This window comes from Comamonas piscis, from assembly GCF_014109725.1.
Taxonomy (GTDB): Bacteria; Pseudomonadota; Gammaproteobacteria; order Burkholderiales; family Burkholderiaceae_C; genus Comamonas; species Comamonas piscis.
This window is the reverse complement of record NZ_CP058554.1, coordinates 3,032,673-3,047,881: the sequence shown is the minus strand read 5'-3', so window position 1 is coordinate 3,047,881 and position 15,209 is coordinate 3,032,673. Positions and strand designations below refer to the sequence as shown.

Below are 15,209 nucleotides of genomic sequence, written 5' to 3'. Positions count from 1 at the left end.
AGGCCATGGGGCAGAGGACATGCATGACGAATTTTCACAACCCGCACCGAGTGCAAGCCGTTGTTTTTGACTGGGCCGGCACGATTCTCGACTTTGGCTCACGCGCCCCCATGGGTGCCTTTGTGCAGCTGTTCAAAGATTTCGGCATCGACATCAGCATTCCCCAGGCACGTGGCCCGATGGGTTCAGCAAAATGGGACCATATTGCGGCGCTTTGCCAACTGCCCGAGGTGGCAGCCCAGTGGGAGAGCCGTTATGGCAAGCCGGTGGCCAACAGCGATATCGACCACCTCTACGAAGTGTTCACGCCGATGAACGCCCGCGTGGTCGGCGACTTTGCAGACTTTATCCCCGGCGCGTTGGAGGTCGTCAACCGCCTGCGCTTGGATGGCATCAAGATCGGCAGCACCACCGGCTACAACCGCCCGATCATGGATGTGCTCGAACCCATCGCCGCCCGCGCCGGCTATGCGCCGGACAATATCGTCTGCGCAGGCGACCTGGCGGCAGGCCGTCCCAGCCCCTTGATGATGTACCGCTGCTTTGCCGACCTGGGTATCTGGCCGGCATCGACCGTGGTGAAGGTGGACGACACCGGCGTAGGAATTGCCGAAGGCTTGAATGCTGGGTGCTGGACCGTCGGCGTGGCCATCAGCGGCAATGCCAATGGCCTGTCCTTGCCGGAATGGCAGGCGCTCAGCTCCGACAAGCAAGCCGACATCCGCAGCAGCGCCAACGAGCAATTGCGGAGCGCCGGCGCGCATTTTGTGATTGATAGCGTGGCCGACCTGCTGCCGGTGATCGAGCAGATCAACCAGCACTTGCAGCGCCAAGAGCTGCCGGCGCAAGTGGCTGCGTAATTTCGGACGCCAAAAACAAAAAAGCCGCTGCGGGCAGTAACCCGCAGCGGCTTTTTGACGTTGCTGAAACCCGAGGCTTACTTGGCCTTGTAGGTATCGCCCAGCACCACACCTTCACGGCGTGGATCGGCGCCACCGCTCAGGCGTGCCTCACCAGCCGCATTGGCGGTGCGGATAACGGTGCCTACACCGCTGGATTGCGCATTGACCGACACGGTATGGCCCATAGCGCGCAGTGCCAGCACCAAAGGATCGTTGTCACCGCTGTTGGTGGCATTGATATTGGGGTGCTCGCCGCCTAGGTTGGTGGTGCGGCTGTTGGAGGCGCCAAAGTTCACCAAGTTGGTGGCTTGCTGGGCATCCAGGCCCCAGTCCAGCGCGCCAACCAAAGTCTTGGTCACAAACTGGATGATGGTGGCACCGCCGGGCGAGCCGGTAGCCATCTTGAAGGCACCAGGCTGGCCATCAGCGGTCGCATCAAACACGATGGTAGGGGCCATCGAGCTGCGTGGGCGCTTGCCGGCTTCCAGCTTGTTGGCGATCGGCAGGCCATCGGCGGTGGTCGGCGCGGCCGAGAAGTCGGTCAGCTGGTTGTTCAGGATAAAGCCCTGGGTCATGTGGTACGAACCCATGCCCGCTTCCACCGTGGTGGTCATGCTCACCACATTGCCCTTGCCATCGACAATGGTCATGTGCGTGGTGCCAGCTTCCGCCACCTTGCCCACGCCCATACGGGTGTTGCCAAACTGGCCGGCTGTGGCGGTGCCCATGCTTTGGGTCGGCGAGATCAGCGCAGCACGCGACTTCAGGTAGCTCTTGTCCAGCAAGGTGCTGTTCAGCGGGCCGGGCAGGGGGGTGAAGTCGGTGTCGGCCACATACATGTCGCGGTCGGAATAGGCCATGCGCTCGGCTTCGCTCACCAGGTGAACGCCCATGGCAGTGGGCTTGCCGCCTTCCAGATCCAGTGCAGTGGGCTTGTGGGGAGCCAGGTCAAAGTTCTCCAGCACGCCCATGGCTTGGGCCACAGCAATACCGCCGGACGAGGGTGGTGGCATGCCGCAGATCACATACTTGGCGCGGTAGGTCGTGCAAACAGCGTCGCGCTTTTTGGCCTGGTAGCCAGCCAAATCGCTCATCGTCGTCACGCCGGGCGTGATGGGCGCGCCGGTGGTCACGTTCTGGGCTACGGCGATCTTGTCGACGATGCCTTGTGCCACAGCTCCGGTGTAGAACGCATCGGCACCACCAGTCGCCATCTTGGTCAGAGTGGCTGCATAGGCAGGGTTCTTGAAAGTCTCACCCAGGCCCTTGGTGGAGCCATCGGCATTGAAGTACAAGGCGAGGGCGTCGGCATCCGCCTGCAATGCCGTCTTGGCACCGGCCAGTGCATCCGACATACGGCCGCTGATCTTGAAACCATTGGTAGCCAGGTCGATACCCGGCTGGATCAGGTCCTTCCAGGGCTTGGCGCCGTGTTCCTTGTGGGCCAGGTCCAGCATGCGCACGGCGCCAGGCGTGCCGATGGAGCGGCCGCTGGCACGGGCGCTGGGCAGCGGCGTCGTTTGCGTACCGCTGTCGATATAGCGCAGGTAATCAGGCGTCGCGGCAGCAGGTGCCGTTTCGCGGCCGTCATAGGCCGTGACTTTTTTGGTCGCTGCATCGTAGTACAGCATAAAGGCGCCACCGCCAATACCGCTGGATTGGGGCTCCACCAGACCCAGCACCATTTGCACGGCAACCGCCGCATCGACCGCAGAGCCGCCAGACTTCAGCACCTCGCAACCCGCCTTGGAGGCCAGAGGATTGGCAGTGACCACCATGTATTGATGGCCTTCGACGACCTTCTTGCCAGTGCGGTAGCCCGAAGCTAGCTCAGGGAACGAAGGATCGCCCGGCAAGCCGGAACCCACCACCACCGAACCATCCGACGTGCCAGCCTCGCAGGCCGTGCTCACCAGATCTTCTTTGTCGTTGTGGCTGGAGCCACCACAGGCCGTCATCGTCAGCGCAACAATGGCTGCCAGGGCAGCCATGCTGTAGCGTGCGGGCACGGCACCCAGCGATCGTTCGTTTTTCATATAACTTTTCCTCGTATCAATTGACACGAAATTGTCTTAGTAAAACGATAGATCGAAAGGCTGCATCCGCCGTGGTTAACCCTCGGTTTGGCAACAAAGTAACTTCGGTTCCCAGCGGCGGGGCAGGTTTGATGTTGTCGGAGAAGTGGTAGTGCGCAGCTAGGTAGAAATTCGACTTAACATAATATACATCGTATCAATTACCTAAGTAGCAAGCTTCAGCCTTGGTAGCTGCACAACTTTCAACGTGACCTGGATCCTTCAGCTTCTCGCGCTCAGCGCTCAGGCCGTATGTCGGGCCCTGACTTGTCGTCTTTGACCAGCACCCAGCGGTAGCCTGCAGGCGCAACCGGTGGCGGCGCTGGCTGCAACAACTTCTGGCGGTCACCCAATTTCGACGCGTTGATGCCATTCTTGATCGCGGACTTCAAGATTTCATAGCCGACCCAGAACGAAATCACCGTTCCCACCAACGACCAAAAAAGCATCCAAGCGACTTGCCGGTCAATTTCCATCTGCCATCTTGCCCAATCCATCGTGCCGTTCCTCCTGCTGCGCAGTGTAGCTGCCTGCCGGTCGTCAACCCTTCAGCGCATGCAAGGGCTGTAACAGGAACCTCAGCACCCGGCCCGGAATTGCTCGTCCCGCGCCCGTTGCCGTTCTTCACGGATCCATTCCATCTTGCGTGCGGTACCGCCAGCCCTGGCGGCGGAATCCAAATATTCCACCCTTTGCCTAAATTCCTCGCAACGCGCCTCGTTGGATCGTCCACTGCCAGGCGCAGCCGAATGGTAATGATGACGCGCATGCCTGGCTCGCCGCGCATCGTCCGCCCGTTTTCGTTGGGCAATGGCCATTTGGGTTTTCCAGTCCACATTGCTGGGCACCCTGACGCCCTCGATCAGGTCCCACCGCTCCTGTGAACATGGTCGGTCAATCCACCACAGCTCGGTATTATCCGGTCGTTTACAGAGGTAGATCAGTCGGGTCAGCGGTCCATGCGGGTTGCTGACTGCAGGCGTGACATCAATGGTCTTGGCATTTTTGCAGGGCTCGGAGCTATAGCTATTGCCGCAGCGGTACACCTCTTGGGCCTGGGCAGCGCCTGTCAGCAGCAAACCCAGCGCTATCAGGATGCGCATACATTTCCTTACGTATTGTTTGCGCGCATCCTAGCGGCTCAGCCGGCTCCTTTGCATAAAAAGGCCTGCACTGCGGCAGGCCATTCATACCAACGCCCTTCCCCGCTCAATCCCAGATAGGCGCCAGTCCCTCAGGATTCACCTCACGGCCATTGCGCTCCAATTGGGCGATACGCGCCATGTCATTGGTATCCAGCACCAGTTGCTGGGCCAGCAGGTTGCTGGCCAGGTTCTCGCGCTTGGTCGAAGACGGGATGACGGCGTAGCCCAGTTGCAAGGCCCAGGCCAGCGCGACTTGGGCGACGGTGGCCTGGTGCTTGCTGGCGATCTCGGCCAGCACCGGGTCCTTCAGCACCTTGCCGTAGGCCAGCGTCATGTACGAGGTCACGGCAATGCCCTGCTCCTGGAGAAAGGCCGTCAGTTGGTGGCTCTGCAGGTAAGGGCTCAGCTCGATCTGGTTGGTGGCGATCTCCCCTGCTCCCAGGGCGGCGATGGCCTGGCGGGTCAGGTCGATGTTGAAGTTGGAGATGCCAATCTGGCGGGTCAGGCCCTGGGCTTTGGCTTCTGCCAACGCCGTCATGAACTCTTGAAGCGCCACGCCATTGCCGGGTGCAGGCCAGTGGATCAGGGTCAGATCCACATAGTCGCTGCGCAGCTTTTTAAGGCTGTCTTTCAGGCTGGGAATCAGCTTGGACTGGCTGTAGTTGTCGGTCCATATCTTGGTGGTGACAAACAGCTCTTCGCGCGCCACGCCGCTGTCGGCAATGGCTTGGCCCACTTCGGCTTCGTTGCCGTAGATCTGCGCGGTATCGACTGCCCGGTAGCCCAGCTCCAGTGCGTTGCGCACCGAATCGACGACCACTTGGCCTTGCAGACGGAAAGTACCAACGCCAAATCGAGGAATAGCCATGAAAAACTCCTTGAGAAAAATACAGAGAACGATGAGCGGCGGGCCTGCATCGGCAGTAATTTAGCCAAGCCCTCATCGCATTGGCATCCAGTGTGCGCTTTTCATCCTTGCGGATAAAGCCCTGTATCCGCAATATTCTTTTGAATAAATATCAATGATTAGCGCACGCTGCCATCCCGTCGACGCAGCATCACCGCTAGAACGCAAAAAGCTCCTGGTGCAGCCAGATGTCTGCACCAGGAGCCTTTCAGCCCACGCGGTTTAAAGCTTGGCAGCCGTCACCGACAAAGCTTGCCCTCGGCGCATACGGCCCTGGAGAAACACAAGACCGAGGCCAGCCGCCGCCAGTGCAGCACCTGCCCAGGGCACGGCCTCATAACCCAGCCCTTGGCTAATCACGGCGCCCCCCAACGCAGCGCCCACGGCATTGCCCAGGTTGAAGGCGCCCACATTGACGGACGAAGCCAGGCCTGGCGCCTCGGCCGCCGCCTGCATCACCCGCATCTGCACGGGCGGCACCATGCCAAAAGCAGCAGCGCCCCACACCACCAGACCGATGCCTGCGCCCACATGGCTGGTTAGCGCCCAAGGCAGCACCAGCATGATGAGGGCCAGGGCCAGCAGAATCAGTCGGGTGGCGCCATCGAGTGACCAGTCAGCCAGGCGACCGCCCAGGCTGTTGCCGATGGTGAAGCCGACGCCAATCAGCACCAGTGCGAAGGCGATAAAGCTGGGGCTGGCATGGGTGATCTCGGTCAGCACCGGGGCCACATAGGTGTAAAGCGTAAACATGGAGCCGGCGCCCAGCACGGTGGTGCCCATGGCCAGCAGCACCTCGGGGCGCGTGAGCACCTTCAGTTCGCGGCGCACATCGGGCCGTGTGCCAGGCGCGCCTTTAGGCAGCACCATCCACAGCGCAGCGATCGTGACCAGGCCCAGCGCGGCCGTGCCGGCAAAGGCCAGCCGCCAGCCCACTTGCTGGCCGATCCAGGTGGCAGCGGGCACGCCGCCGATATTGGCCACCGTCAGTCCCATGAACATGGCTGCAATGGCGCTGGCCTGCTTGTCCTTGGGCACCACGCTGGCCGCCACCACGGCGCCAATGCCAAAGAAAGCGCCATGGTTGAGGCTGGTCACCAAGCGTGACAGCAGCAAGGTCGTATAGCCGGGGGCCAGTGCCGAGAGCAGATTGCCCACGGTAAAAATCAGCATCAGGCTGACCAGCGCGGCCCGCCGGCCAAAGCGGCTGAACAGCAAGGTCATCACCGGCGCGCCCAGCATCACGCCCACGGCGTAGGCAGACACCAGCATGCCGGCGGTGGGGATGCTCACATCCACGCCCTGGGCGATGACGGGCAACAGCCCCATGGGGGCAAACTCGGTGGTGCCAATGGCGAAAGCGCCAATGGCCAGGGCAAACAGAACAGCGGAAGACTTCATAGCCTCTAGTGTGCCCTGCTAATATTTGCAGACTAAGGATCCTCTGCAAAGCCCTCGCCGAATGGGATGGATGCGGATCGGGATGAGACGCAAGGCGTCTTTTGCAGTCAATAGCGAGCTATTGACAAGGAAGACAACGCAGCGGATCGCCCGAGTCCGCATTCAGACCACGGCAGGGAGCTTTTGCAGAGGATCCTTCGGTACCATCGCCACCAAAATCCTTTGACGCCAGCGCAACCATGAAGACCACGCTCGATGAACTGCAGGCCTTTGTAGCCGTGGTCGATACCGGCTCGATCACAGCCGCCTCGGAGTTGCTGGACCAGACCGTCTCTGCCACCAGCCGCACTTTGGGCCGGCTGGAGGAAAAGCTGCAAACCACCCTGCTGCGCCGCACCACCCGCCGCCTGGAGCTGACCGAGGAAGGTGCCGCCTTTTTGCAGCGGGCGCGCGCCATTCTGGTGTCTGTGGATGAGGCCGAGGAGCTGATGGCGGCCCGGCGCGTGCGGCCCGCCGGGCGCCTGCGGGTCGATGCTGCCACGCCCTTTATGCTGCATGTGCTGGTGCCGCTGGTTGAGAGTTTTCGCGCGAAATACCCCGAGGTGGAGCTGGAGCTGCACTCGCATGAAGGCATTGTCGATCTGATCGAAAAGCGCAGCGATGTGGCGTTTCGCATTGGCGCGCTCAAGGATTCCAGCCTGCATGCGCGGCCGGTGGGCAGCAGCCGCATCCGGGTGCTCGCCAGCCCCGGCTATCTGGCCCGCCATGGCACGCCTACCGATACCCAGCAGTTGGCCCAGCATGTGTTGCTGGGCTTTACCCAGCCCGAATCTCTGAACGATTGGCCGCTACGTGATAGCAGTGCGGAGTTATTGCGTATCCAGCCGGCGATTTCTTCATCAAGCGGCGAGACCTTGCGCCATATGGCCTTGGTCGGCTTGGGCATTGTCTGCCTGTCGGATTTTATGACCCGCACGGACCGCGAAAGCGGCGCTTTGCTGCCACTGCTACAAGACCAGTTGCTGGATGTGCGTCAGTCCATACACGCGGTGTACTACCGCAATACGGCCTTAGCCGCCCGCATCACCTGCTTTGTCGATCATGTGGTCGACACGCTGCGCGAGCGGCCTTTCGATTGACCATGCCGGGCCGCCCTGCAACCGCCCTCCTCAGGCTTCCATCCACCGGCGCTGTCACAGCGAAAGCGGCTTGTCTGCATTCATGGTGGTGGTTGGCTCCCCCACTACCAAGCGCGTCAACTCGCTGATCTGGTAGACGGCATGGTGTGCGCGCATGCTGCCCAAGGTCTCTGCCCGCATGGGCCCCCTGCCCTGCGCGCCCAATAGCAGAACGGTGATGCTGAGCTGCGGACAGCGCCGGCGCAGGCTCTCGCACATTTGGCCCAGCCGTCCCAGCGGATTGGGGTGGAAGCTGCAAATACAGAGATGCCGCACGCCGTCGTAGAGCGAGAGATCGCCCTGGCGCAGCACCGTGTCGATCGACACCGCACGCGTGCTGCTGTCGACACCGTTCAGCTGCAAGGCATGGGCGGCCATGGTGGCGGCATGCCGGTCAATATCCCATTGCATACCGACACAGACCATGGTGGGTGTCGGCGGCTGGCCTTCTGCCACCGGCGCAAGTGCTGCGGGCCGGTAGTGGCGCTGCAAACCGCTGAGCAGCATGGCCACCGCCTCCGACAGGCGCTGGCGTTGCGGCGGGCTAGCGGCGTTGCGGTACTGCTGCGCGGCAATGGTCAGTGCCGGCACGGCGACCTCGTCATAGAAATGGGTGACTGCTATCGCCTGTTCTTGCTGGCTGGGCTTGGGCGGTAGCGCCTGGTCGATATTTTCCGAAGCCACGTCGATGGCCTGGTCCACATCACCGCGCCACAGGCGCTGCAGCAGTTTCTCCGGCGGGTCAAACACCGCCTGGCTGCCCAGCAAAATCTCTAAAAATCCCATTCCTGGGATATAGCGCCCGAGCACCAGCAGGCACACTGTCAGCGGCGTCGACAAAATCAGGCCAATGGGGCCCCACAACGCCGTCCAAAAGGTTGCCGCCAGAATGATCGACAAGGTGGACAGACCCGTGCTCGCGCCATACAGCCAGGGCTCAACCACGTTGTTGCTCAGCAGCTCCAGCAATAAAATCAGCGCCAAGGTCCACAGCAGCAGGCTCCAGCCCGGGTCCACCGCAAACGCCAAGGTCAGCGGGAAAACGGCAGACGCCATGGGCCCGATATAGGGCACAAAGCGCAGCACCGCCGCCAAAATGCCCCACAGAATTGCGCCGGGCACCCCAATCCACCACAGGCCCAGCGCCATAGGCACGCCGTAGCTGAGGTTGACGAAAAGCTGCATGCGCAAATACTGGCCGATGCGCGTGGCAGCATCATCGAGCGCATCAGACGCCATATGGGTGTTGGGCCCCATCAGCCGCAGCAACCGGTCCTGCAGGCCGCTGCGGTCCAGCAAGATCAACACCACAAACAAGAAAACGATACCGGTAGTGGCCAGCGGCTCAGCCACCTTGCCCAGCAGCTCCAGCGCCTTTTGAATCGGCTTGACGGCCGGCTCCTGCACTTCCACCTTTTGCACCCGGCGTGCGCGCGCATCGCCTTGCGCAATTTCTGTCTCCACCGTGTTGAGCACCTTGACGGCGCCATCCCAGACGCTAGGGCCATTGAAGTACGGCTTGATGTTGCGCAGCTTTTGGCGAATGGTGTTTTGGTAGGTCGGCAACTCGGCACTCAAACCGGTCACCTGGCCGCCCACGTAAATGGCGCCTGCGCCCAGCGCGCCCAAGGCCAGCACCATCACCAAGGCGACCGACACCACGCGCGGCAAGCCCCAACGCTTGAGCCGGCTCACCGCCGGATCCAGGAAAAATCCCAGCAGGGCCGCCAACGCCACCGGCAGCAGCACATCTCGGCCCACATACAGCCCCAAGATGACGACGGCGGCAATGACCATGCCCACCATCAGCCGCAGACCTGGCACGATCGCCAGCAACGGGGCCAGCGTATCTTGGGTCGAGCTGCCTATACGGCGGCGCCTCCCGGTGCGGCTCCCGTCTTGCGGTTCTGCACGTGGCGGTCGGTTTGGCCCGGGAACGGGCTGGGCCGGGGGCACATCGTCGGGCACGGGCTGGTCGGGTGGCATGGGGTGGGGGAGCTCGGAGGGTGGGCGAAACGCAAGCTGCTATTACATCCAATATTCGGCGCAGCGGCTGTCATCTTTGGCTGATTTTTGAGGCTTTGCGATGCACGCATAAAAAAACCGCAAGGCCGGGTAGCACTTGCGGTCAGCACAGGCGACAAGCCCGGCGCTTATTTCTTCAGGCCTTGCAGCTTGGCAAAGGCCGACGCCATCGCGTTTTGCTGTGCGGGTTGGTTGGCGCGTGCCGGTTGGGTGTAACCACCCCTCCCGCCGCCAGCCTGGTTGCCCCGGCCGGCCGATTCAAAACGGTTGTCGCGCGGGCCATCGCGGCGGGGTGCGACGGCATCGAGCTTCATCGTCAGGCTGATACGCTTGCGCTCCGGGTCCACCTCCAGCACCTTGACCTTGACGATCTGGCCGGTCTTGACGACTTCGCGGGCGTCTTCGATGAACTTGTAGCTCATCTGGCTGACGTGGACCAGGCCATCCTGGTGCACACCCAGATCGACAAAGGCGCCAAACTGGGCCACGTTGCTGACGGTGCCTTCCAAGGTCATGCCTTCGCGCAGGTCCTTGATGTCTTCCACGCCTTCGTTGAAACGGGCCACGACAAAGTCGGGGCGCGGATCGCGGCCTGGTTTTTCCAGCTCGCCCAGAATGTCCGAGATGGTGATGGCGCCAAACTTCTCACTGGCAAAGCGCTCAGCCTTCAAGCCCTTGAGCACCTCGCTGCGGCCCATCAGCTGGTCCACGGGCTTGCCGGTGGTGGCAATGATCTGCTCGACCACCGCATAGGTTTCCGGGTGCACGCCAGTCATGTCCAGCGGATTGTCGCCGCCACGGATACGCAAAAACCCCGCTGCTTGCTCAAAGGTCTTGGCGCCGAGGCCGGCCACATCCATCAGCTGCTTGCGGTTTTTGAAGGAGCCGTTGGCATCCCGCCAGCGCACCACCGATTTGGCAACGGTGCCCGACAGGCCCGACACGCGGCTGAGCAGCGGGGCCGACGCGGTGTTCAAATCCACCCCCACCGAGTTCACGCAGTCTTCCACCACGGCATCGAGCTGGCGGGCCAGTTCGCTTTGGTTCACATCGTGCTGGTACTGGCCCACGCCAATGCTCTTGGGGTCGATCTTGACCAGCTCGGCCAGCGGATCCTGTAGACGGCGGGCAATCGACGCCGCACCGCGCAGGCTGACATCGACATCGGGCATCTCTTGCGACGCGAATTCGCTGGCCGAATACACCGAGGCACCCGCCTCGCTGACCACCACCTTCTCGATCTTCTTGTCCGCCTTTTCGGCGATGCGGATCAGGTCGGCGGCCAGCTTATCGGTCTCGCGGCTGGCGGTACCGTTGCCAATCGCAATCAGGTTGATCTGGTGCTTTTCCACCAGGCGGGCCAGCACGGCCAGCGATCCATCCCAGTCGCGTCGCGGCTCATGTGGGTAGACGGTGGTGGTGTCCACCAGCTTGCCAGTATGGTCCACCACGGCGACTTTCACACCGGTGCGGATGCCTGGATCGAGCCCCAGGACCACACGCTGGCCGGCAGGCGCTGCCAGCAGCAAATCGCGCAGGTTGTCGCCAAACACCTTGATCGCCACTTTTTCTGCATCTTCGCGCAGGCGCGAGAAGAGATCGCGCTCGGTAGACAGGCTGAGTTTGACCCTCCAAGTCCAGGCCACGCATTTGCGGATCAGGTCATCGCTGGCCCGTTTGGTATGGCTCCAGCCCAGGTGCAGGGCAATCTTGCCTTCGGCCAGGCTGGGCTGGCCCGGCTCGGGCGCCACGCCGGGTTGCAGCTCGGGCTGCACCAGCTTGGCTTCCAGCACTTCCAGTGCGCGGCCCCGGAACACCGCCAATGCCCGGTGCGATGGCACGCGGCCAATTGGCTCGTCGTACTCAAAGTAATCGCGGAACTTGGCGACTTCGGGATCGGCTTCGTTCTTCGCTTCTACCTTTTTGGAGCGCAGCAGGCCTTCGGCCCAAAGCCACTCACGCAGCTTCTGCACTAGGGCCGGGTCTTCGGCCCAGCGTTCGGACAAAATATCGCGCACGCCGTCAAGCACGGCCAGCGGGGTCGAGAAATCTGGGCCCGGCTTGCCGTCGTCCAGCACCGTCGCGGGCTTGCAAAAGGCCTGGGCTTCTTGCTGCGGGTCCAGGCTCGGGTCGGCAAACAGTTTGTCGGCCAGCGGCTCAATGCCAAACTCCTTGGCAATCTGGCCCTTGGTGCGGCGCTTTTGCTTGAAGGGCAGGTAAATATCTTCCAGCTCTTGCTTTGTCGGCGCGCGGGCAATGGCCAGGCGCAGCGCATCGGTGAGCTTGCCTTGTTCGTCAATGGCTTTGAGCACCGTCTCACGCCGGTCTTGCAGCTCGCGCAAATACGTCAGGCGCTCGGCCAAGTCTCGCAATTGGATGTCATCCAGGCCGCCGGTCGCTTCCTTGCGGTAACGGGCAATAAAGGGCACCGTCGCACCGCTGTCCAGCAATTCCACCGCCGATGTCACCTGGGATTCCGCAACCTTCAGCTCGGCCGCAATCTGCGCAATGATTTTTTGCATGCTCTCCGCTCGCTCCAATGCTTCTCTGGCAAAAGAGCCAGTGTGCCATAGCTGCCAGAGGCCACTGAGTATTTGAACAGTTGCCAGTTTTGAAATATGTAATTTTCGTAGCAAGGATGCGGCAGACAGCGCAGCGTTGGGGCGGCTGCAGATCCAATCGTCAAACAATGCGAATCCCGCTGGCAGGCACCGTCAGTGGCATACTGGGCCGCGATGCCCCCAGCCCCCGACCTGAATTTGGATCTGTTTGGCGCCGAGCCCGCGCCGCCTGCGCTGGCGCCCACGCCAGCTGCGCCGGCCGGCGGCAGCCAAGACCTTGCAGCGCCATCACCTACGCCCCCTACGCCCGCTGCCGCCAAAGGGCGTAGCCGTGCGCAGGCCGTAGGCGCTGCTTATCCGTTGCTCGGCGAAGACCTAGCACCGGCGATGCCCGCGCTGCTGCGCATGGGGGGCTCGTCTTGGTCCTACCCTGGCTGGCAAGGCATGGTTTGGGACAAGGCTTACAGCGAGCGCATCCTCGCCCAGCGGGGCCTCAGCGCCTATGCCGAGCACCCGCTGCTGCGCACCGTCAGCATTGACCGCAGCTTTTACCGCCCGCTGGCCCCGTCTGAATATGCGCTGTATGCCGCCCAGGTGCCGGCGGACTTTCGCTTTGTCGTCAAGGCGCCGGCGCTGGTCTGCGATGCCCAGGTGCGCAGCGAAGAAGGACGTGGCCGCGAGCCCAACCCGGCCTTTCTGAATGTGGAGCTGGCCCTCAGCAGCTATGTGCGCCCCGCCTGCGAAGGCCTGCTGGACAAGCTGGGCGTGCTGCTGTTCCAGCTCAGCCCCCTGCCCTTGAGCCGGGTTTTGAACCTGCAGCAGACCTTGGCAGAACTGGAGCAACTGGCCTTGGCCGTGCAGACCGAGCTGGCCCACTTGCCGGCAGAGCGGCGGCCGATTGTGGCCTTTGAAGTGCGCGACCCGGACTGGCTGCGACCCGATGTAGCGCCGCAGCTGGCCCAGATTCTGCGCCAGGCCGGTGCTACCTACTGCTTGGGCCTGCATGCCAAGATGCCGCGCATGCCCGAGCAACTGCCGCTGCTGCGCGCGCTGTGGCCGGGCCCGCTGGTTTGCCGCTGGAACGTGAACCCCATCTTCGGCCCCTATGGCTACGCCGATGCTGAAAAGCAGTTGGCGCCGTTTGACCGCATCCAGCAGCCCGATCCGCCCACGTTAGCCTTGCTGGCCAGCACCTTGGCCGCCGTCTGCGGCAAGGGGCAGCCGGCGTATGTGACCGTCAGCAACGAGGCCGAGGGCTGTGGCCCGCTCAGCATTGTGCGGCTGGCCCAAGCGATTGCGGACCTGAAAAAACCTGACCATGCAGGCCCAGCCTGATTGCAATCGCTTGCGATGTTTTGCGAATATTTGCCGCTGCCGCCCCAGCATCTTCGCTGCTGCGACTTGCCCCAGGCCTATGATGTTTGGCTCGGCTTTGCAGCGCAACGCCATGCTTGGCTGCCGCCACCCATCACCTCTTAGCGATTGACTTCATGCGTTACCGCACCTTGTGCCAACTTGCCAGCCTCAGCGCCTTGTGCGCCGGGCTGTTCTCTCCGTATCACGCCCAGGCTGCTGAGGCCCGCGCCAACCGATTCACGGTCAGCGACAGCGTCACCAGCGTGCAGCTCTGCGGCAACCGCAACCAGGGCAGCAAAAAGGCGGCCCAGCCTTACCGCGTGGTGCAAGGCGAGCAAAACGGCCAGCCCTACCTGTTTGTACAGTGGATGAACCAGCCAGAGGACACGCCCCATTGGCGCGGCGTGGCCGCCCATACGCAAGGCTTTGCTGAAATCAATGACGACAATACAGGCCTCAGCCTGAGCAACCTGCGCTGCACTGCGAAAGGCAAGGCCATCCAGATCAGCGCCAATGTGGCGGGTGGCAAGCCAGCGGCCAAGCGCCGCCAGTTGCAGCTGGAAGTGGGCCCGGCGCTGGAGAAATACAGCATCGTCTTTACGCCCGCGTTGAAGTAAACCCGCGCGGGCGCCGTGCCAGACGTGTTGGCTACTTGCCGGCTGCGGCCGATGCCAGCTGCTCTTTCTCTGCCAGCTGCGCACGCTTGGCGTACTTGGCCGCCAACACGCCACAAACCATTAGCTGCATTTGATGGAACAGCATCAGCGGCAATACCATCATCCCCACCGTGCTGCTGGCAAACAGCACCTTGGCCATGGGCACGCCGCTCACCAGGCTCTTTTTGCTGCCGCAGAACACGGCGGTGATCTCGTCTTCCTTGCTAAAGCCCAGGCGGCGCGACAGGAAGGTGGTGAGCAGCAAGGCCAGTGCCAGGATGATGGCGCTGATCACCAAGAGGCCCACCAGCGTTTGGACGGACACCTGGCGCCAGATGCCTTGGACCACCGCAGCGCTAAATGCCGTATAGACCACCAGCAAGATGGAACCCTGGTCCACCACCTTGGTGAGCTTGCCATGCTTTTTGATAAACGGGCCCACCCAGCGCTGCAGCAAATGGCCCAGCGCAAAGGGCAGCATAAGCTGCAGCAAGATCTTGCCGACGGCATCGACAAAAGAGCCGCTGGCACCATGGGCGGTAACAAACACGCTCACCAGCAGCGGGGTGATGAAGACGCCCAGCAAGGTCGATGCAGATGCGCTGCAGATGGCGGCCGGTATATTGCCCCGCGCCATCGATACAAAGGCAATCGACGACTGCACGGTGGACGGCAGCACGCAGAGGAACATGACGCCCACATACAGCTCGGGCGACACCAGCGGCGTCAGCAGCGGCTTGAGCGCCCAGCCCAGCAGCGGAAACACCACAAAGGTGCTACCAACAATAAACAGGTGCAGCCGCCAGTGCATGATGCCGGCCAATATGGCCTGGCGCGAGAGCTTGGCGCCATGCAAAAAGAACAGCAGCGCGACGGCGGCGGTGGTCAACACCTCAAAGCTGCTGGCCACCTGGCCAGTGGCAGGCAGAAAACTGGCCAGCAGCACGGTGGCGACCAGCATCAGGGTGAAGTTGTCGGGACGGAATTTCATGAGCGCCATTGG

At 62.2% G+C, this 15,209-nt stretch carries 12 protein-coding genes; 4 read left to right on the top strand and 8 right to left on the bottom strand.

Features of this window, described 5'->3' with window-relative positions:
- Positions 1-23: 23 nt before the first annotated feature.
- On the top strand, positions 24-860 hold the full coding sequence (phnX, locus tag HS961_RS13755) for a phosphonoacetaldehyde hydrolase (RefSeq protein ID WP_182322855.1): 837 nt from the start codon (positions 24-26) through the stop codon (positions 858-860).
- A gap of 77 nt (positions 861-937) precedes the next feature.
- Here phnX and ggt read toward each other — a convergent pair whose 3' ends face one another.
- The 5 genes from ggt to HS961_RS13730 form a co-directional block, all read right to left on the bottom strand.
- Positions 938-2,938, bottom strand: coding sequence for a gamma-glutamyltransferase (ggt, locus tag HS961_RS13750; RefSeq protein ID WP_182322853.1), 2,001 nt, complete (start codon positions 2,936-2,938; stop codon positions 938-940).
- A gap of 275 nt (positions 2,939-3,213) precedes the next feature.
- A complete protein-coding gene (locus tag HS961_RS13745; RefSeq protein WP_182322851.1) occupies positions 3,214-3,453 on the bottom strand; it encodes a hypothetical protein in 240 nt (79 codons plus the stop codon).
- A 102-nt stretch (positions 3,454-3,555) separates the two neighbouring features.
- Positions 3,556-4,080 (bottom strand): DUF4124 domain-containing protein, encoded by a 525-nt coding sequence (locus tag HS961_RS13740; RefSeq protein WP_182322849.1) that lies wholly within the window; start codon positions 4,078-4,080, stop codon positions 3,556-3,558.
- A 106-nt stretch (positions 4,081-4,186) separates the two neighbouring features.
- Positions 4,187-4,990 carry a 2,5-didehydrogluconate reductase DkgB gene (gene dkgB / locus HS961_RS13735; RefSeq protein WP_182322846.1) on the bottom strand — a complete coding sequence of 268 codons (804 nt, stop codon included), beginning with the start codon at positions 4,988-4,990 and terminating at the stop codon, positions 4,187-4,189.
- Positions 4,991-5,251: 261 nt separating this feature from the next.
- Positions 5,252-6,430, bottom strand: a complete 1,179-nt coding sequence (locus HS961_RS13730; protein WP_182322844.1) for an MFS transporter — start codon at positions 6,428-6,430, stop codon at positions 5,252-5,254.
- A gap of 239 nt (positions 6,431-6,669) precedes the next feature.
- Between HS961_RS13730 and HS961_RS13725 the strand changes: the two genes are divergently transcribed.
- Positions 6,670-7,569 carry a LysR family transcriptional regulator gene (locus HS961_RS13725; RefSeq protein ID WP_182322842.1) on the top strand — a complete coding sequence of 300 codons (900 nt, stop codon included), beginning with the start codon at positions 6,670-6,672 and terminating at the stop codon, positions 7,567-7,569.
- 54 nt (positions 7,570-7,623) lie between these two features.
- Here HS961_RS13725 and HS961_RS13720 read toward each other — a convergent pair whose 3' ends face one another.
- Both HS961_RS13720 and HS961_RS13715 read right to left on the bottom strand, forming a co-directional pair.
- On the bottom strand, positions 7,624-9,594 hold the full coding sequence (locus HS961_RS13720) for an AI-2E family transporter (protein WP_182322840.1): 1,971 nt from the start codon (positions 9,592-9,594) through the stop codon (positions 7,624-7,626).
- 167 nt (positions 9,595-9,761) lie between these two features.
- Positions 9,762-12,155, bottom strand: coding sequence for a Tex family protein (locus HS961_RS13715; protein WP_182322838.1), 2,394 nt, complete (start codon positions 12,153-12,155; stop codon positions 9,762-9,764).
- Positions 12,156-12,368: 213 nt separating this feature from the next.
- Between HS961_RS13715 and HS961_RS13710 the strand changes: the two genes are divergently transcribed.
- Positions 12,369-13,529, top strand: a complete 1,161-nt coding sequence (locus HS961_RS13710) for a DUF72 domain-containing protein (RefSeq protein ID WP_182322836.1) — start codon at positions 12,369-12,371, stop codon at positions 13,527-13,529.
- Positions 13,530-13,684: 155 nt separating this feature from the next.
- Positions 13,685-14,167, top strand: a complete 483-nt coding sequence (locus HS961_RS13705; RefSeq protein WP_182322834.1) for a hypothetical protein — start codon at positions 13,685-13,687, stop codon at positions 14,165-14,167.
- Between the two features lie 31 nt (positions 14,168-14,198).
- Here HS961_RS13705 and HS961_RS13700 read toward each other — a convergent pair whose 3' ends face one another.
- On the bottom strand, positions 14,199-15,206 hold the full coding sequence (locus tag HS961_RS13700) for a bile acid:sodium symporter family protein (protein ID WP_182322832.1): 1,008 nt from the start codon (positions 15,204-15,206) through the stop codon (positions 14,199-14,201).
- Positions 15,207-15,209 lie beyond the last annotated feature (3 nt).